We start from the raw sequence: 18,055 nt of genomic DNA, 5'->3' as shown, positions 1-18,055 counted from the left end.
GCACATCGGCGCACAGCCCCTGCGCGCCGGTGAACCTTGCGGCGGCGCGGGGCCGGACCCTACATCCCCGGTAACGCGCAATCCCGCGCAGCAAGGGAAATTCATGAAGAAGATCGGCTTTCTGTCCTTCGGCCACTGGTCGCCGGAACCCGGATCCCAGGTCCGCACCGCCCAGGACGTGCTGCTGCAATCCATCGATCTGGCGGTTGCGGCCGAGGAGCTGGGCGCGGATGGCGCCTATTTCCGCGTGCATCACTTCGCCCGCCAACTGGCCTCTCCGTTCCCGCTGCTGGCGGCCGTCGGCGCGCGCACCAGCCGGATCGAGATCGGCACCGGCGTCATCGACATGCGCTATGAAAACCCGCTGTACATGGTCGAGGACGCGGGGGCGGCCGACCTGATCTCGGGCGGGCGGCTGCAACTGGGCATCAGCCGGGGCAGCCCCGAACAGGTCGTCGATGGCTGGCGCCACTTCGGCTATCACCCCGCCGAGGGCGAGACCGACCAAGACATGGCCCGCCGTCATACCGAGGTGTTCCTGCAACAGCTTGAGGGCAAGGGCTTCGCGCGGCCGAACCCGCGCCTGATGTTTCCGAACCCGCCGGGCCTGTTGCGGCTGGAACCCCATTCCGAAGGTCTGCGCGACCGGATCTGGTGGGGATCGGCCTCGAACGCGACGGCTGAATGGGCGGCGCGGATGGGCATGAACCTGCAAAGCTCGACCCTGAAAGTGGATGAATCGGGCGAGCCGTTCCATGTCCAGCAGGCCCGCCAGATCCGCATCTATCGCGACGCCTGGAAGGCTGCGGGCCATCGGCGGACCCCGCGCGTGTCGGTCAGCCGGTCGATCTTCGCCCTGGTCAACGACATGGACCGCCGCTATTTCGGGCGCGGCGGCAAGGACAGCGACCAGATCGGCAACATCGACAACTATCGCGCCGTGTTCGGGCGCAGCTATGCCGACGAACCCGACTGCCTGGTGGACCAGTTGCGCGACGACGAGGCCATCGCCGAGGCCGATACCCTGCTGCTGACGGTGCCGAACATGCTGGGCGTGGATTACAACGTCCATGTGCTGGACAGCATCCTGCGCCACGTCGCCCCGGCGCTTGGCTGGCGCTAACCCAAGCCGGTCTCGCGCAGATAAATCCTGACCGCCTCCGCCACATGGCGGAAGCGGTCGCCGCCCAGATGCTTGCCGCCATACCAGCGGGTCACGATCACCGCTTGATCGCGCAGCCCGGCGCGCTCCAGCATTTGCAGGATCAGCGCACCGGCACCCGCTTCGCCGTCGTCGTCTTTGACCGGCTCGCCCGCCAGGACCGCCGCCCAACTGTGATGCGTGGCCTTGGCGAACCGCTTGTCGCGCGTCAGTTCCGCCAGCAGCGCCGCGACCTCGGCCCGGCTGGCCGCCGCCCCGCCCGACACCGCATAGCGCGACCCCCGATCCGAGATGATCTTGTCGAAGACCTGCATCACGCGCCGGGGCTGCCGCGCCGCCGCACATACAGCTCCAGCCGGTGATGGACGATGTCATATCCCATCTCGGCCGCAATCTCGGCCTGCAGGCGTTCGATGCGGTCGTTGGTGAACTCCATCACCTCGCCCGTATCCAGGTCGATCATGTGGTCGTGGTGCCGCTGGTCCGCAGCCTCCCATCGGGCCGGTTCGCCCTGGAATTCCAGTTTGTCGATGACGCCCTGGGTCTGCAACGTGGTGAGCGTGCGATAGACCGTCGCCAGCGACACGCCCGCGCCCGCAGCCTCGGCCCGGCGGTGCAGTTCGGCGGCGTCGGGATGATCCTCGCTGGCCGCGATCACCCGCAGCAACGCCGCGCGCTGCCGCGTCACGCGCACCCCGGCGCGCCGCAAAGCCTGTTCCAATTGTGAAGCACGGTTTTCCATGAATCCGTCATGCAGCATCCGGCGCCCAGTTGCAACTAATTCTCAACTCTTGACAGTTGAGAGTCATTCGCACATAACTGCGCCATGGTTGGATCGAGATTGGAATAAAGACCGATGAAACTGCCCCTTGCCCTGGCCTTCGCTCTGACTGCCCTGCCCGCGCAGGCCGACCAGCTGAAGGTCGCAACGACCTTCACGATCATCGCCGACATGGCCCGCAACGTGGCGGGCGACGCGGCAGAGGTGGAATCGATCACCAAGCCAGGGGCCGAAATTCACAACTACCAGCCAACCTCCGGCGACCTGGTGCGCACGGCGGATGCGGATCTGATCCTGATGAACGGGCTGAACCTGGAAAGCTGGTTCCAGCAGTTCATCGACCAGTTGGGCGATGTGCCTGTCGCCGTGGTCAGCGACGGCATCCAGCCGATCTCGATCGCCGGGGGGGATTACGACGGCAAGCCCAACCCCCATGCCTGGATGTCGCTGGATTCGGCGCTGATCTATGTGGACAACATCGCCGCGGCGATGGCCGGGGCCGATCCCGAAAACGCCGCGACCTATCGCGCCAATGCCCAAGCCTACAAGACCCAGATCGCCGACACCATCGCGCCGCTGCGCGACGCCGCCCGCGCTCTGCCCCAGGATCGCCGCTGGCTGGTCACGTCCGAGGGCGCGTTCTCCTATCTCGCCCGCGATTTCGGCCTGCGCGAGCTTTACCTGTGGCCGATCAACGCCGATGCACAGGGCACGCCCCAGCAGGTGCGCCATGTGATCGACGTGATGCGCGAAAACGACGTGGGCGTGGTGTTCTCGGAATCCACCGTGTCGGACCGCCCGGCGCGTCGGGTCGCGGCGGAAACCGGCGCCCGCTATGGCGGCGTGCTGTATGTGGACAGCCTGTCCGAAGCAGGCGGCCCGGTGCCGACCTATCTGGACCTGCTGCGCGTCACCTCGGAAACCATCGTGAACGGATTGCGCGAATGATCCAGGGGATCGAGGTCCAGAACCTGACCGTCGCCTATCGCAGCGGCGTGACGGCCCTGCGCGACGCCAGCTTTACCGTGCCGCAGGGATCCGTCACCGCGCTTGTGGGCGTGAACGGCGCCGGCAAATCGACGCTGTTCAAGGCGCTGATGGGCCTTCTGCCCCGCGAATCCGGGCAGGTCCGCATCCTGGGCGGCAGTGTCGAACAGGCCCTGGCCAGAAACCTCGTCGCCTATGTCCCCCAAGCCGAGGAGGTGGACTGGACCTTCCCCGTCCTGGTTCAGGACGTGGTGATGATGGGCCGCTACGGCCACATGGGCTTTTTCCGCCGCGCCCGCCCCGCCGACCGGCAGGCGGTGGATGCGGCCCTCGCGCGCGTCGGCATGACCGATTTCCGAAGCCGCCAGATCGGCGAGCTGTCCGGCGGCCAGAAAAAGCGCGTCTTCCTGGCTCGCGCCATCGCCCAGGAAGCCCAGGTGATCCTGCTGGACGAACCCTTCACCGGCGTCGACGTGAAGACCGAAGAGGCGATCATCGCCCTGCTCAAGGATCTGCGGCAGGAAGGACGGGTGATGCTGGTCTCGACCCATGACCTGGGATCCGTGCCCGAATATTGCGACCGCGTGGTGATGGTGAAGGGCACCGTGCTGGCCAGCGGCCCGACCGAGACGACCTTCACGCCGGAAAACCTGCGCCAGGCTTTCGGCGGCGTCCTGCGCCATTTCGTGCTGGGCGGCACCGACCTGCACGACGACGCCGACCACCGTAGCCTGGACGTGTTCACCGACGACGAACGCCCGCTGGTCTTCTATGACCAACGGGCCCGCAGGAAGGACGGCGAATGATGGCTTCTTTGCCTTGGTCCAAATATCCCGGGGGGTCCGGGGGGCTGGCCCCCCGCCGCCGCGGGACGCAAAAGGCGCAGCGCTGATGATGGATACCCTGCTGATCCCCTTTACCTACGGCTACATGGCGAACGCCATCTGGGTCTCGGCCCTGGTCGGCGGGGTCTGCGCCTTCCTGTCCGCCTATCTGATGCTGAAAGGCTGGAGCCTGATCGGCGACGCTCTGTCGCATTCCATCGTGCCGGGCGTGGCGGGCGCCTATATGCTGGGCCTGCCCTTCGCGCTTGGCGCCTTCCTGTCCGGCGGGCTGGCGGCGCTGACCATGCTGTTCCTGAACAGCCGCACCGGGCTGAAAGAGGACGCGATCATCGGGCTGATCTTCACTGGCTTCTTCGGGATCGGGCTGTTCATGATCTCGCTCAATCCGGTCTCGGTCGATCTTCAGGCGATCACCATGGGCAATATCCTGGCGATCTCGCCCGCGGACACGCTGCAACTGGCGATCATCGGCGGGGTGTCGCTGGTGGTGCTGCTGGCGAAATGGCGCGACCTGATGGTGGTGTTCTTCGACGAAAGCCATGCCCGCACCATCGGCCTGCATCCGGGGCGGCTGCGCGTCCTGTTCTTCACGCTGCTGGCGGCCTCGACCGTCGCGGCCATGCAGACCGTAGGCGCCTTCCTGGTCATCGCCATGGTGGTGACGCCCGGCGCCACCGCCTATCTGCTGACCGACCGCTTTCCGCGGCTGATCGCGCTGTCGGTCGCCATCGGCGCGCTGACCTCGGGTATTGGCGCCTATCTCAGCTTCTTTCTCGACGGCGCGACCGGGGGCATCATCGTCGTCATGCAGACGCTGATCTTCCTGCTGGCCTTCGCCTTCGCGCCGACCCACGGCATCCTTGCCACCCGCCGCCGCATCCGGGAGGCTGTGCGATGACCTGGTTGACCGCCCCCTTCGCCTTCCCCTTCATGGTCGATGCGCTGCTGATCGCCGTCATCGTCGCGATTCCCGCATCGCTGCTCAGCTGCTTCCTGGTGCTGCGCGGCTGGGCGCTGATGGGCGACGGCATCAGCCACGCGGTGCTGCCGGGCATCGTCATCGCCTATCTGGCGGGCATCCCGCTGTTGATCGGCGCCTTCGTGGCGGGAATGATCTGCGCGCTTGCGGCGGGCTGGCTGGACGCCAACAGCCGGGTGAAACCCGACACCACCCTGGGCGTGGTCATGTCGGGCATGTTCGGCCTGGGGATCGTCATCTATACGCAGTTCCCGACCGACGTGCATCTGGACCATATCCTGTTCGGCAATATCCTGGGCGTAGGCCGCGAGGACTTCATCTCGGCCGGGTCGATCTCGGCCGTGGTGGCGCTGGTGCTGGTCCTGAAATGGCGGGACTTCGCGCTGCTGGTCTTCGATCCGGTGCAGGCGCGGGTGGCCGGGCTGCCGGTCGCATGGCTGCATTACGGGATGCTGGCGATGATTTCCGCCGTGGTCGTCGCCATGCTGTCGGCGGTGGGCATCATCCTGTCGGTGTCGCTGCTGATCGCGCCGGGGGCGATCGCCTTTCTGCTGACCCGGCGCTTGCAGGCGATGCTGGCGCTGTCGGTGCTGATCGGCACGGGGTCAAGCCTGCTGGGCATCTGGATCAGCTTCTGGCTGGACAGCGCCCCCGCCCCGACCATCGTGGTGGTGATGACCGCGCTGTTCACGCTGGTCTTCGCCTGGCGGCAACTGACCGCCCGCCGCGCCGTCACAGGATAAGGGGGAAACCATGCTGCCAGACCGTGCGACCTTCCCGCCCGACTTCACCTTCGGCGTCGCCGCATCCGCCTATCAGATCGAGGGGTCCAGCCATGGCGGCGCGGGTCTGTCGCACTGGGACACCTTCGCCGCAACGCCCGGCACCATCGCGGATGCCAGCGACGGCAGCATCGCCTGCGACCATTACCACCGCTGGCAGGAAGATCTGGACCTGATCCGAGACGCGGGGTTTTCGGCCTATCGCTTCTCGGCCTCGTGGGCGCGGGTGATGCCGGACGGGCTCACGGTGAACTCGCAGGGGCTGGATTTCTATGACCGGCTGGTGGACGGGATGGTCGAACGGGGCCTTCAGCCGCACCTGACCTGCTATCACTGGGATCTGCCCGCCGCGCTGTCGGATATCGGCGGCTGGCGGAACCGCGACATCGCCGCGCGCTTCGCCGATTACTGCGCCACGCTGCATGCGCGTCTGGGCGACCGGCTGGCCAGCACGGCCACCCTGAACGAGCCGTGGTGCATCGCCTGGCTGTCGCATTTCCTGGGCCACCACGCCCCCGGCCTGCGCGACATCCGCGCCGCCGCCCGCGCCATGCACCATGTCCTGCTGGCCCATGGCACCGCGACGCAGGCGCTGCGGGCCGGTGGCGCGCGGAACCTGGGCATCGTCCTGAATTTCGAAACCGCGCATCCCGCCGACGACGGCCCGGCCGCCATCCGCGCGGCCGAGGTGCAGGACGCGATCTATAACCAGTGGTTCATTCGCGCGATCATGGGCCAGGGCTATCCGCAGAGGGCGCTCGACGGTTTGGAACCGCACCTGCCGCAGGGCTGGCAAGCCGATATGGAGCGGATTTCCCAGCCCATCGACTGGCTGGGCGTGAACTATTACACCCGCAGGCTTTACGCGGGCGACGGCGCGCTGTGGCCGCATGACCGCGCGGTGGACGGCCCCCTGCCCAAGACCCAGATGGGCTGGGAGATCCGGCCCGAGGGGCTGACCGAGTTCCTGACCCGCCTGTCCCGAGACCATGTCGGCAGCCTGCCGATCGTCGTCACCGAAAACGGCATGGCCGAGGCTGCCGGTCCCGACATCGCCGCCGATCCGCGCCGCGTCGCCTTCATCGGCGACCACCTGCGCGCCGCCCGCGCGGCGATCGAGGCGGGCGTCAATCTGCGCGGCTTCTTCTATTGGTCGCTTCTGGACAATTTCGAATGGGCTTGGGGCTATGGTCCGCGCTTCGGGCTGGTCCATGTCGATTACGCGACCCAGTTGCGGACGCCCAAGGCCAGTTGGCACGCCTTCCGCGCGATGCTGCGCGGTCAGGGCGGCCCGACTGCGGTCCAGGCCGGGTGATCGCCGAAGAAGGCCGCCAGCCGGACCCCCTGCCGGTCGATGCCCATCCAGCGGCGGGCATTGCCGCTCATGAAATGCGGATGCACGTCGATGGTGCCGGGCGCATCGACCGGACCGAACGGCGGCAGCGGAAAAACCTCTGCCCCCGCCCGGCCGGTTGCGCAGCATGGCGCCACGGCCTATCAGGAAAGCCAAGCGCATGTCCCAAGGAGCCGTCATGATCGTCATCGCCGCCGCCCTTATCGGCGCAATCCTCGGCTGGCGCCGCGCCGGGCAGTTGGGCGGCACCCGGCGGGACCGCGCGCAATACGCGGCGGGATTTGCCATGGCCTTGGCGGTCCTGGGCCTGTTCGCCACCGTGATCCTGGATCGGATGATGTGATGTTCGTGCCGTTCCTGGACAGCCTGCGCCGGCACGGGGTTCCGGTGTCGCTGCGGGAATGGCTGGACCTGATGGCCGGAATGCAGGCCGGTCTGGCCGATTGGTCCGTGGACGGCTTCTATCATCTGGCGCGGCTGTCGCTGGTCAAGGACGAACGTCACCTGGATCGCTTCGACCGCGCCTTCGCCGAGGCGTTTTCCGGCCTGGAAACCATCCCAATCCAGGCCCTTGTGACCGAGCAGGCGATCCCCCGCGACTGGCTGGAGAAGCTGGCCGAAAAGCTTCTGACGGATGCCGAGAAGGCAGAAGTCCAAGGCAGCGGCAGTTTCGAGGCGCTGATGGACAAGCTGCGCGAGCGGCTGGCCGAACAACAGGGCCGCCATCAGGGCGGCAGCAAGTGGATCGGCACGGCGGGCACCTCGCCCTTCGGCGCCTATGGATACAATCCCGAAGGCGTGCGCATCGGCCAGCACGAATCCCGCCACCGCCGGGCGGTCAAGGTCTGGGACAAGCGAGAGTTCCGCGATTTCGACGACAGCGTGGATCTGGGCACCCGCAACATCAAGGTGGCGCTGAAGCGGCTGCGGCAATGGGCGCGGCATGGCGCGGCGGACGAACTGGACCTGCTCGCCACGATCCGCGCGACGGCGGACCACGGCTATATCGACGTGCAGACCCGGCCCGAACGGCGCAACGCCGTCAAGGTGCTGCTGTTTCTGGACGTGGGCGGGTCGATGGACGACCATATCCGCGTCGTGGACGAGCTGTTCTCGGCCGCCCGCGCGGAATTCAAGCACATGCAGCATTTCTATTTCCACAACTGCCTTTACGAAGGCGTGTGGACCGACAACCACCGCCGCTGGACCGAACAGACGCCGACCTGGGACGTGCTGCACCGCTTCGGCCGCGACTATAAATGCATCTTCGTGGGCGACGCCTCGATGTCGCCCTACGAGATCGCGGTGCCCGGCGGCGCCAACGAACACTGGAACCCCGAGGCGGGCGAGGTCTGGCTGCGCCGCGCGACCGAGACATGGCCCGATCACGTCTGGCTGAACCCCGTCCCGCAGGCGCATTGGGGCCATACGCAGTCCATCGCGATGATCGGGCGGATTTTCGAGAACCGCATGATGCCGCTGACGCTGGACGGGCTGACCCAGGCCATGCGGATCCTGGGATGACGCAGGGCCTGGCCGCCCTGCTGCCGCATTGGGGGCCGCTGGTGCTGGCAGTCTCGGCCTTCCTGTCCTGCATGATGGTGCCGCTGCCGACCTCGGCCCTGCTGCTGACGGCGGGGGCCTTGTCGGGGACGGGTCATCTGTGGCTGCCGGAACTGGTGGCGGGTGCGGTTGTCGGCGCGACGGCGGGCGACCTGGCGGCCTTCGGCCTGGCGCACCGGCTGGAGCCCTGGCTGAACCGCCCCGGCAGCCGCCGCGCGGCGCTGTTCGGGCGCGCCCGCGCCCTGATCGCCCGGCGCGGGGTGCTGGCTGTGTTCCTGTCCCGCTGGCTGATCACGCCGCTTGGCCCGGCCACGAACTATGTCGCGGGCGCCACCGGCATGACGGCGGGCCGGTTCGCCGCTGCCAGCCTTGCGGGCGAATGCCTGTGGGCGGTGCTGCACCTGACTCTGGGCCATCTGATGGCGCGCGGGTTTCGTCACAGCGAGGGCGCGGCGCTGAAGGCGGTGGCCGTCGGGCTTGGCCTTGCCGCCGTGCTGCTGGGGTTGCGATGGCTCTGGCACCGGCGGGGCGGCGGGACCATATAGGGGCCATGAAATACACGCCGATCATCCTGCTGATCCTGTATCTGGCCGCCATGTGGTTCTTTTCCCTGTGGCGGCTGAAACAGGAGCTGAACCAGAAATCGACGCCGCTGAACCATCCCCGCCTGACGCCGATGCTGGAACGGCTGGGCCGGGCCATGGACCTGCCCCCGGTCCGCGCCCATGTCTACGAGGTCGCGCCGGTCAACGGTCTTGCCGCCCCGGACGGCCGGATCTTCCTGACGCGGGGCTTTCTGGACAAGCTGGACGCGGGTGAGGTCACGCCCGAGGAACTGGCCAGCGTCGTAGCCCATGAACTGGGGCACGTCGCCCATGGCCATGCCCGGCGGCGGATGATCGACTTCGCGGGCCAGAACGCCATCCGCATGGCGCTTGCCGGGGTGCTGGGCCGGTTCATCCCCGGCCTGGGCGCCTGGATCGCGGGCATCGTGGCGACCGCCGTCGCCGCCCGTCTGTCGCGCGAGGATGAATTCGAGGCCGACCGCTTCGCCAGCGCCCTGATGATCCGCGCGGGCCTGGGGACCGAACCGCAGGTCTCGCTGTTCCAGAAGCTGGACCGGCTGACGGGCAACCGCGGCACCGCCCCCGCCTGGCTGCTGTCCCATCCCCCCACCGCCCGGCGCATCGCCGCGATCCAGGCGCAGGCCGCCCGCTAGCGCCAAGGCTGATTGGGCTTGTGGCACGGGGCGCTTGTCCTATGCTGCACCCCGCAGCACGGGATCTGATGATGACGCGACCCTTCCGCCGCCGGGTTCTGTATCTGCCCGGTTTCGACCCGATGCCCCCCCGCCGCTATCGAGAGTTGTATCGCCGCGAATCGCAGCGCCAGGCCCAGGTCGGCGGATACGACCTGACGCTGGCGAAACCCGCCGGGGATCGCGGCTTCGGCTGGCGGACCCGCGCCCGCTTTTCCCAGGGCCAGGCCGAGGCGCAGGTCGAGGTTCTGGTCTGGGCCGACCTGGTGCAGGCGTCGATGCGAACGGGGATCCTGGCGACCTATGGGCAGATGATCCGCGTGGCCTGGATCTATGCGGCCTCGGGGGCTTTGCGGCGGCTGATGCGGCTGCGGCGCGGGCCGGTGCTTGCGGCGCTGTATCCGGTCGCGGTTCTGACGGCGCAGGCCCTCGCCGCCGGTCTGGCCGCCGCGCTGACGGGTCGGGCGGTCGCGGCGCTGACCGGCTGGTTGTGGCTGGCGGCGATCTGCGCGGCGGGCGCGGCCTGGGCCGTCCTGGCCTTCGCCAGGGCGCAGGATCATCGCCTGTTCGCCTATTACCTGATGCACGACTATGCCTTCGCGGCCAGCCTGCGCGGCGCCTATCCGCCCCATCTGGAACGGCGGCTGGCGCAGTTCACCGACCGCCTGGCCGAGGCGCTGTCCGACGATCTGGACGAGGTTCTGGTGGTCGGCCATTCCTCGGGCGCCTATCTGGCGGTGACCACGGTCGCCGACCTGCTGCGGCGGGGCGCCGTGCCCGGCCCTGCCCTGTCGCTGCTGACGCTGGGCCAAGTCGTGCCGATGGCCTCGTTCCTGCCGCACGCGCAACGGCTGCGCGCCGACCTGGCCTTCCTGTCCGAACACCCCGACCTGTTCTGGCTGGACGTGACCGCGCCCGGCGATCCGTGCAGCTTCGCGCTGTGCGATCCGGTCGCCGTGACGGGCGTCGCGGGGCCGGGCCAGCGGTGGCCGCTGGTGGTCTCGGCCGCTTTCAGCCGGACCCTGTCGCCGCCGCAGCAGCGGGCGCTGCGGTGGCGGTGGTTCCGGCTGCACCTGCAATATCTCTGCGCCTTCGACCGGCCGGGCGATTACGACTATTTCGCGATCACCGCCGGGCCGGTCACGCTGGCCGACCGCTTCGCGGGCCGCCGACACTCGCCCGGCCGCATCGCCACGCCCCCCGGTCCGGGCCTGCCATGATCCCCCCGCGCCCCCGCACGACCGAGGGCAAGGGCAGCGTCCTGCGCCTTGCCCGCGCCTTCCGCCGCGACCTGCTGTCGGCGCTGCCCGAACGGCTGTACCGCGCCTGGATGGCCGAATTCCGCAGCCCGCTGATCCACAGCTTCGTCTGCAACGACCCGGCCCTGATCCGCCTGATCCTGAGGGACCGGCCCGGCGATTTCCCGAAATCCAACCGGTTACGCGCCGGCTTGGCGCCGCTGCTGGGGGAATCGGTCTTCGTCACCAATGGCGATCAATGGGCCGCGCAGCGCCGCATCATCGACCCCGCCTTCGAGAGCGGCCGCCTGCACCAGACCCTGCCCGCGATCTTTGCCGCAGCCGACGCCCTGGTCGCCCGCCTGCGCCCCGGCGAACAGGACATCGAACCCGAGGCCAGTTTCGCGGCCGCAGACGTGATCTTCCGCGCGCTCTTCTCGATGCCCATCGAACACGCCACCGCCGCACGGGTCTTTGCCGCCTTCCGCGCCCACCAGAACGCGCAGCCGGTGGTGAACCTGGCCGCGCTGCTGCCCTGGCCCCGCTGGCTGCCGCATCCCCATTCGCGCCGCACCCGGCGCTCGGCGGCGGAAATCCGCGGCCTGATCGCCGGGCTGGTGGCCGGCCGCATGACGGCCATCCGCGACGGCACCGCGCCCGACGACCTGGCGACGCGGATCATGACCACCCCCGACCCGCAGACCGGCCGCCGCTTTTCGGAAGCCCAGATGGTGGACCAGGTGGCGATCTTCTTCCTGGCCGGGCACGAGACAAGCGCCTCGGCCCTGGCCTGGGCGCTGTGGCTGCTGGCTGCCCATCCCGACTGGCAGGAGGCCGTGGCCCATGAGGCCGCCGCGCTGACCCCCGACATGGCAGGCGTGAACGCCCTGCAAACGACCCGCGCCGTGTTCCGCGAGGCGCTGCGCCTGTATCCCCCCGTCCCGATGATGGTGCGCGAAGCGGCCCGGCCGACCGTGATGCGCGGTCGCCCGGTCCCCCAGGGCGCGCAACTGGTCCTCTCGCCCTGGCACCTGCATCGGCACCAGCGGCTGTGGACAGATCCCGACGCCTTCGACCCGGGCCGCTGGTCCCGCCCCGAAACCCGCGCAAGCGCCCGCAACGCCTTCCTGCCCTTTTCGGCGGGCGAACGCGCCTGCCCCGGCGCGGGCCTTGCGATGATCGAGGGCGTGGTAATGCTCGCCCGCCTCACCGCCGCCTTCCAGCTGTCCCCCGGCGCGACCACCCCGGTGCCGGCCGCCCGCCTGACCGTTCGGGGGCAGGACGGCATCCCGATCCGCCTGTCCCCGCGCATCCGCCGCGATTCACCCGCTTGACATTCCCCTCTGCCGGGACAAAAAGGGCGCCAGTGGGGCCGTAGCTCAGTTGGTAGAGCGCGTCGTTCGCAATGACGAGGCCAGGGGTTCGATTCCCCTCGGCTCCACCAATCTCTATCATTTTCATAAGCGCTTGAAAAGGTTGGTTTGTTTGGGAGGTCACCCGAAGCAACCCACACGTATACCCCACACGTGGCCCACATCCTGAGCAAGGCGGTCAGTCGAAGTGAGGCTGGGATTGTCAGGTATGCAGTCCAACATCAACCGTGCTGGGCGATAGCCGTGATCTCGGACACAAGGCCCAGCCATTTCGGAAATAATCACCTCTGGAAGTCAGACGTTGTTCTGGATGCTACTATTCCACACATCAACAAGCCCCATGTCCTTCTGCAGGTAAGAAACGATGACTCCTAGCTCACTATCCTTCTGGTAGTGAAGCAATATAGGTAGCCGAACGGGGCCTGAAGACCCCGAGGGCGACTTGCTATTTTCGAATTTTGCTCCAAGCAAGCCTGACTTTCCGATTGATGCGGCATCGGTCTCAACTGCTTTCAGCAAGTGAGTTAAGGATAACGAACTGGTAAGTGAAGGCTAACCATTGACGGCTTTTGTCATACTATGAGAGATTGTTTCAAAGCTCTTGCAGCGCCAACTAATGTAGCAGACGCTATCGAAGGTAGAGAGATTTTTCAGGTTAGCCATGAAGAAGGTCACTGTCTGGAATTTCTACTGAGCGAAATATTTAATCTTAGCACCCTATCCCGAACGAAGCCCTTGGCTAACAGGATTAAAATTGCCCCTTAATCCCTGAATGGCCACTCATTTAAATCCAGGGATTTGCGCATTTTTGCGAGAAGGTGGCCTGTTACCATGTCGCTAGAATCATGTGCCGACCAGGCATCAAACATTTTAGTTCTATAATCAGAGTCACTTGGAGATTTGGAGTTCTTCCGAAGTTTATAATTTTCCTGCCTAACTTCGTCCAGCTCCCCAAAAAGCCGGGTATCCTTCGTGCCAAAAGTTTGAATATTTCTGTCTATATCTTGGAGTGAAATTATATTTGCTCCGATGAAAGAGACGCCGGTCAAGTTTCCCATATTTACGCTTGCCACAAACCCACCAGTAACCGGCTCCGGCCTGTTTATTCTACACCAATTCATGTTCGCACCCACGAAAGACGTTCGGTAGCAACTGAGATAATTCAAGACCGAGTGATCAAAACGTGCGCCGGAAAAATCCGAATCATCCAGGTTAGCAAACTCAAAGCGACATCTAGTTAGTATCGCACCTTTGAATGATCCCCGGCTCATATCCATGCCGCGCAGATCGCTACGACGTAAATCCAAACGATATTTAGCCGCCTCTTCCCTTTCAATCTGCTGAGCATTCCTTCGTTTAACGACATCTACAGCGATTTGAACATCGGTTCTTGGAACGAACGGCCTCACTCTATCAGCGCTCTCCTCCAAGTCTGGAACTGCAGTATTCTCTCTGATGTAAGCACACAGTATTTCCATGATGCGAACATGATCTCTGCCATTGTCAAAACGGATACTATCCTGTGCAATCCGTTCCAAGGACAAAATTCCTCCAGTGCGGACCTCTATATTTGGAGACGTTTCTTTAAAAACCTGCCATGCCCCTTCCACCCCTACAGTTTCGGTCCCTTCTAGATTAACGTCCTCATTCTGCCATTGAATGATCGTCCTTTCCTCCGGCCAAGTAGAAGCCGTGCGCCAAGAGTCTTGCTCAACCTCGTCAGTTTCGTGATTGTATTCTTCTCTCACTTCTGGGGCAGAAAACTTCGTTCGCGGCTTATCCGCCCAAGCTTTAAAGACCCTTGATGAGACAACTGCTCGATCTGGCTGTCCAGTCCAAATAGTAACAGCGCGGCCAATACGTTCAATAGGCTTCTCTGCCCCTAACTGTTCAACGGCTTTGTTTATACGATCAGTAATATGACCCTCTTTCTGGTATCGGACAGTTTGATGCTTCAAGATCGTTGACCATATCAGAAAAGGAGCACCTAGCAAGGTAGCAATTAGAGCACCTGCGCCGAGATTTATGCCCTGCGTCGCACCAGATATTCCAAGCCTGATGGTGTGCCACATCACTGCAAATGCCGCAATGACTGCTAACATTAAGAGAAGAGGCAGTATGGATGAAAGGAGAAATCCTACTATAGATCCCAACGGTCGAGCGACTCGCCAGTCTGGAATGTCAGACAGTCCCAACCAACTCAAAAGGCTTTTATCTGTTTTAGGCTCAAGATTGCGCATTTAATCACATCTACTCTGGGCAAGAGATAATCATAAGGCACTGCGATTGTAGGTGCCTTAGCGTTCACGGTAATGCTCTAGGTTCCTCTAGCTCCTCCAGGGGTCATGTGATGGCCGCTGCCATCTATCATCATACTTTCTTTGGTAGTTCCAAAGGTCTGGCCTAACCAGCCTCTGTCATCCCTTCATCTCAATTAAGGGCTTCCTCCCGACAAGCGCCTTGAATGCGTTGGCGAGACAGATGTGCCCCCACTCATCTTCTGATTTGGGAACGATGATGCTGTCATGGATAGGCAGAGCCGGGATGTCGTATTTCTCTCCGAGCTCAAGGATAGTGGAGATCAGCACCTCGCTTTCGATGAACTGAAGGTCAGCCCAGTCCAGCTTTTCCGGTGACAGGTGATACAGGACCGGATGGCGCTTCAAGACTTTCGCTGCTGTCGCCGTGATCGGATAGACCTTGCCGAAGGTCTTGGAGGTCATTGGCTGTTCGCCCCCAAGTTCACCCATCAGGCGTTTCTTGCTCTCACTAGGCCAGCGCTTGATGTTGGTATGCCCGAGACCGATCATGGCTGTTACGATTGCCTTCACGACGGATCGCGGCAGCCCGACTATGTCGTAAGGGTCGCCATCCGGCATTGGTGTCTTGGTGATGCCATAGAGGATGGTTAGTTGCGATGCCTTCAGGTCCAGTTCAACGGCCTCCTGGCCGTCGATGCGGATGTTTGGCCTGCTTTCACGTCTCATGCCCTGGAAGTCAGCGTAGAGGCGGCCACCTTTGTTGAAGGCGAAGTCTTCGCTATCGGCACAATTGAACGTTCTTCGAACCAGGGGCTCTGGCATCCCTTCGAAGTGGTGACGAGAGTAGATCGCGTTGATCCGTTCAACCTGTCGCCGCAGTTCTGCCACTTGCTCTGTGTCCGGACAGGTAAGGATTGGACCACGTTCTTCCTGGTGCTTTCCACCTCGCAGGCTGACAGGTTGGCTCAGCGCGGCCTTACGCTTGACGTAATGGTCATAAAGGTTAGCGGCGTTGATGCCATAACGCTGGGCAAGGTCAAGCAGCGCTGGTGTGGCCCTAATCCGGGTTGCCCAGCCTTTGAACGCAACAATGTCACCGTCGAAATCCTCTAGGCGGGAAAACCCCTTCATGCGCTCTAGCAGCCCAACATCCTCAAGAGCAGGCATCTGCCATCCGTAGACTCGTGAAGTCGCTTCCGTCGCTTCGTCTGTGAAGCCTTGTCTATTGGCGCTCCGGTAGCAGTAGCCCAGCGCCTCAGTGTTGTCGGATGCCCAGATGAGATCGGCCAGGATCGCGTCCAGTGTTTTCCTATGACTTTCGAAAGCCTTCCGTGTGGGGTTTCGAGGCTTTTCTCCTCGGGCCAGCGTAGCCTTTGCTTTGGACTCGTGTAAAAGGGGCAAGACCTCCTCTCGGAAGGCCACGGCGTCCGGGCTTTTGGCCTCGTGCAGCAACGTGGCCATTCGAGCAGCAGTTAGATGGTCCCTGGTCGCCTCGGCGGTCAGATAAGTGTTAAGCATGTGATTCCTGGTTAGAACGTCTGCGGCTTGATCTACATATCGTTAGCAACCGCAAACAGTGAAGTTAACGATGAAAGGCGACAAGCCCGAGATGAAGATTGAGTGGAAAAAGACACCTGCTGATATACCATATCTTCTTCAGGAAATATCACAAAGTAGGGTAGTCAATAAAGACGGAAGCATTTCGACGACTGATTTTTTTGCTTTATCTGAATGGGAGAGCGTTCTGCTTTCCCATATAAGGATAACAGAAGTCTCCGATACAGAGGCAAAAATTCTTATTGAGAAAGCCATTCGGGACCACCAAACCATCACTGAGAGCTCCCTAAAAGAAGCAATCTTTAGAATCAAGAAAGAGCGGGATAAGATACCCAGCAAGAAATTCTCTGTGATTTTCCCTATACTGGGCCTGAGCAATATATGCATCGGTCGCTTTAATAGAAACAACGTGTCTCTTAACTTTTCTCCCGCAACATCCAGCTCCTTCTACAAGAAAGCAGCTAGGGAAAGAGCAAAGCTTCTGGCACGCTATCCTCAACACCAGACAAGGTTCGATACTCTGTTGCAAAAAGCCCGCTGGTGCACGGCAACCATTGCTGCTCGCTCTGCAACTGAGGCATATGAATTAACTTACCGCGAAATACGAGTTATCCTTGGCCTCATCGTTTTTATGGAAACAGCTCCACATTCAAGAGTTAAAAGCTTCGGACATCCACAACCCTTAGCAAAAGTGCATATCGGTCCACAGATGACAGTGCATACGGCTAACGGGGATTTAGCTTTTGAAGGGTTTTGGCATGTCAAGAGCTTCTCGGAAAACCTTGCTTTTGGTCGTCTGCCAAGACGTGGCGAAGACTTCAAGAAGCATTTGAAAGATTGGCTAAGAAAGATAACATCGTCTATTTACCCTAATCGCAAAGCCGAAGATGCAATCATTAAATACTATGACGCGTTTAGTGATCATTCTGTCGATGAGGCTTTCCTAGGTGGATGGAGAGTTTTGGAGCACCTAGCAGGAGACCGAGACACAAAGTATTCCAAGCTAGTGGAGCGAGCTTCAGCCTTTTACGATGATCCAAAGCTTGCTGCGATCTATGGTTTTCACCTAGCCGAGCGCCGGAACTCTTTATCTCACGGACACGTAGTTCACCAAGAGCACAGCGAGCTTGTTATTTATCAAATGAACCAATTTATACATCCAATGCTCAAGCACTTTATAATCAACCCTTACAAACTCAAATCGATTAGTGAGTTCTATGAGTTCTGTGATTTGGCTTGGAGTGATGAGCGAAGACATCGCTTATCGCGGACTTTGAGCAAAGCAATGAGGTTGCGGAGGCAATGATGTCAAACAGTTCAAAAAGCATCCCGCGTCGGGAGGTGGAACCATATTTCTGTGTCGGGAGAGAGACGGTCCCACCTAACCAAACTAGACGCTGAGAGCCCTGTAGACCGACCTTTCGGACAGCCCTAGCCTCTGGGCTATGTCGGAGCGCTTCAGCCCCTCAGCGGCCAGCTCATGGACTCTACGGGCCTGTCTCATTGCCGTGGGAGCTCGGCCCCTGTATTTGCCGTCGGCCTTGGCCTTGGCGATGCCCTCCCGTTGGCGTTCCAGCATCATCTGACGCTCGAACTGTGCGACTGCCCCCATCATGTTCAGGATCAGTTCGCCGGTTGGGGTGCTGGTGTCTAGGCCCAGGTCCAGAATGCGCAGGCTCACACCCTTAGCCTTCAGGGTCGCGACAAGTTGCCCCAGGTGCGCCACGTTGCGGGCCAGCCGGTCCAGCTTGGTGACGATCAGCGTGTCACCTTCTCTCAGGTAGTCCAGGCAAGCCTCAAGTTGCTGCCGCTTGGCGACCGAACGTAACCGGCCGATTGTTACCGCGGCGGTTGAGCCTTGAAGCGTTGCGCGAGTTCAGGATCGCTAACGAAGTCGTCGAGGAACTGGTGCCAG

The 18,055-nt window shown here is 62.8% G+C and carries 19 protein-coding genes and 1 tRNA gene; 14 read left to right on the top strand and 6 right to left on the bottom strand.

The genetic code is table 11. From position 1 onward, the window contains the following. Positions 1-103 precede the first annotated feature (103 nt). Positions 104-1,123 carry an LLM class flavin-dependent oxidoreductase gene (locus PARHAE_RS11730; RefSeq protein ID WP_126154808.1) on the top strand — a complete coding sequence of 340 codons (1,020 nt, stop codon included), beginning with the start codon at positions 104-106 and terminating at the stop codon, positions 1,121-1,123. Here the strand turns inward: PARHAE_RS11730 and PARHAE_RS11725 are convergent. Continuing rightward, entirely contained in the window at positions 1,120-1,476 is a 357-nt protein-coding gene (locus tag PARHAE_RS11725) for a YigZ family protein (RefSeq protein WP_126154807.1), read from the bottom strand. The genes PARHAE_RS11730 and PARHAE_RS11725 overlap by 4 nt on opposite strands. Further along, on the bottom strand, positions 1,476-1,904 hold the full coding sequence (locus tag PARHAE_RS11720) for a Fur family transcriptional regulator (protein WP_126154806.1): 429 nt from the start codon (positions 1,902-1,904) through the stop codon (positions 1,476-1,478). Before PARHAE_RS11720 ends, PARHAE_RS11725 begins: the two co-directional genes overlap by 1 nt. Before the next feature lie 114 nt (positions 1,905-2,018). Here PARHAE_RS11720 and PARHAE_RS11715 point away from each other — a divergent pair, with 114 nt between their 5' ends. The 5 genes from PARHAE_RS11715 (at position 2,019) to PARHAE_RS11695 (ending at position 6,851) form a co-directional block, all read left to right on the top strand. Beyond that, on the top strand, positions 2,019-2,891 hold the full coding sequence (locus tag PARHAE_RS11715) for a metal ABC transporter substrate-binding protein (RefSeq protein WP_126154805.1): 873 nt from the start codon (positions 2,019-2,021) through the stop codon (positions 2,889-2,891). Further along, the gene (locus tag PARHAE_RS11710; protein WP_126154804.1) at positions 2,888-3,736 is read left to right on the top strand and encodes a manganese/iron ABC transporter ATP-binding protein; all 849 of its coding nucleotides are present in this window, start codon (positions 2,888-2,890) and stop codon (positions 3,734-3,736) included. The genes PARHAE_RS11715 and PARHAE_RS11710 overlap by 4 nt, the downstream gene beginning before the upstream one ends. Positions 3,737-3,821: 85 nt before the next feature. Next, positions 3,822-4,673 carry a metal ABC transporter permease gene (locus PARHAE_RS11705; protein ID WP_126154803.1) on the top strand — a complete coding sequence of 284 codons (852 nt, stop codon included), beginning with the start codon at positions 3,822-3,824 and terminating at the stop codon, positions 4,671-4,673. Further along, positions 4,670-5,497 (top strand): metal ABC transporter permease, encoded by an 828-nt coding sequence (locus PARHAE_RS11700; protein ID WP_126154802.1) that lies wholly within the window; start codon positions 4,670-4,672, stop codon positions 5,495-5,497. Before PARHAE_RS11705 ends, PARHAE_RS11700 begins: the two co-directional genes overlap by 4 nt. 10 nt (positions 5,498-5,507) lie before the next feature. Further along, positions 5,508-6,851, top strand: a complete 1,344-nt coding sequence (locus tag PARHAE_RS11695) for a GH1 family beta-glucosidase (protein ID WP_126154801.1) — start codon at positions 5,508-5,510, stop codon at positions 6,849-6,851. On the opposite strand, the gene PARHAE_RS11690 is transcribed toward PARHAE_RS11695, so the two are convergent. Beyond that, on the bottom strand, positions 6,818-7,027 hold the full coding sequence (locus PARHAE_RS11690; RefSeq protein ID WP_126154800.1) for a hypothetical protein: 210 nt from the start codon (positions 7,025-7,027) through the stop codon (positions 6,818-6,820). The two genes, PARHAE_RS11695 and PARHAE_RS11690, sit on opposite strands and share 34 nt — an antisense overlap. Before the next feature lie 41 nt (positions 7,028-7,068). Between PARHAE_RS11690 and PARHAE_RS21080 the strand changes: the two genes are divergently transcribed. The 7 genes from PARHAE_RS21080 (at position 7,069) to PARHAE_RS11660 (ending at position 12,393) form a co-directional block, all read left to right on the top strand. Further along, complete coding sequence (locus PARHAE_RS21080; RefSeq protein WP_164555227.1) at positions 7,069-7,233, top strand: hypothetical protein; 165 nt, start codon at positions 7,069-7,071, stop codon at positions 7,231-7,233. Then, complete coding sequence (locus tag PARHAE_RS11685) at positions 7,233-8,414, top strand: vWA domain-containing protein (protein ID WP_126154799.1); 1,182 nt, start codon at positions 7,233-7,235, stop codon at positions 8,412-8,414. Before PARHAE_RS21080 ends, PARHAE_RS11685 begins: the two co-directional genes overlap by 1 nt. Then, a complete protein-coding gene (locus PARHAE_RS11680) occupies positions 8,411-8,998 on the top strand; it encodes a DedA family protein (protein WP_126154798.1) in 588 nt (195 codons plus the stop codon). Before PARHAE_RS11685 ends, PARHAE_RS11680 begins: the two co-directional genes overlap by 4 nt. A gap of 5 nt (positions 8,999-9,003) precedes the next feature. Then, a complete protein-coding gene (locus tag PARHAE_RS11675; RefSeq protein ID WP_126154797.1) occupies positions 9,004-9,672 on the top strand; it encodes a M48 family metallopeptidase in 669 nt (222 codons plus the stop codon). A gap of 71 nt (positions 9,673-9,743) precedes the next feature. Continuing rightward, positions 9,744-10,931, top strand: a complete 1,188-nt coding sequence (locus tag PARHAE_RS11670) for an alpha/beta hydrolase family protein (RefSeq protein WP_126154904.1) — start codon at positions 9,744-9,746, stop codon at positions 10,929-10,931. After that, a complete protein-coding gene (locus PARHAE_RS11665; RefSeq protein WP_126154796.1) occupies positions 10,928-12,283 on the top strand; it encodes a cytochrome P450 in 1,356 nt (451 codons plus the stop codon). The genes PARHAE_RS11670 and PARHAE_RS11665 overlap by 4 nt, the downstream gene beginning before the upstream one ends. A 34-nt stretch (positions 12,284-12,317) precedes the next feature. Continuing rightward, a tRNA-Ala gene (locus PARHAE_RS11660) sits at positions 12,318-12,393 on the top strand. A 690-nt stretch (positions 12,394-13,083) separates the two neighbouring features. Here PARHAE_RS11660 and PARHAE_RS11655 read toward each other — a convergent pair. Both PARHAE_RS11655 and PARHAE_RS11650 read right to left on the bottom strand, forming a co-directional pair. Next, a complete protein-coding gene (locus PARHAE_RS11655; protein WP_126154795.1) occupies positions 13,084-14,562 on the bottom strand; it encodes a pentapeptide repeat-containing protein in 1,479 nt (492 codons plus the stop codon). 177 nt (positions 14,563-14,739) lie between these two features. Beyond that, positions 14,740-16,101 (bottom strand): hypothetical protein, encoded by a 1,362-nt coding sequence (locus tag PARHAE_RS11650; protein ID WP_126154794.1) that lies wholly within the window; start codon positions 16,099-16,101, stop codon positions 14,740-14,742. A 70-nt stretch (positions 16,102-16,171) separates the two neighbouring features. On the opposite strand from PARHAE_RS11650, the gene PARHAE_RS11645 reads away from it, so the two are divergent. Next, a complete protein-coding gene (locus PARHAE_RS11645) occupies positions 16,172-17,446 on the top strand; it encodes a hypothetical protein (protein ID WP_126154793.1) in 1,275 nt (424 codons plus the stop codon). An 84-nt stretch (positions 17,447-17,530) separates the two neighbouring features. Here the strand turns inward: PARHAE_RS11645 and PARHAE_RS11640 are convergent, their stop codons facing one another. Beyond that, complete coding sequence (locus PARHAE_RS11640; RefSeq protein WP_126154792.1) at positions 17,531-17,977, bottom strand: recombinase family protein; 447 nt, start codon at positions 17,975-17,977, stop codon at positions 17,531-17,533. Positions 17,978-18,055 lie beyond the last annotated feature (78 nt).

Source organism: Paracoccus haematequi (genome assembly GCF_900631945.1).
Lineage (GTDB): Bacteria > Pseudomonadota > Alphaproteobacteria > Rhodobacterales > Rhodobacteraceae > Paracoccus > Paracoccus haematequi_A.
This window is presented reverse-complemented; position numbering and strand designations above follow the sequence as displayed.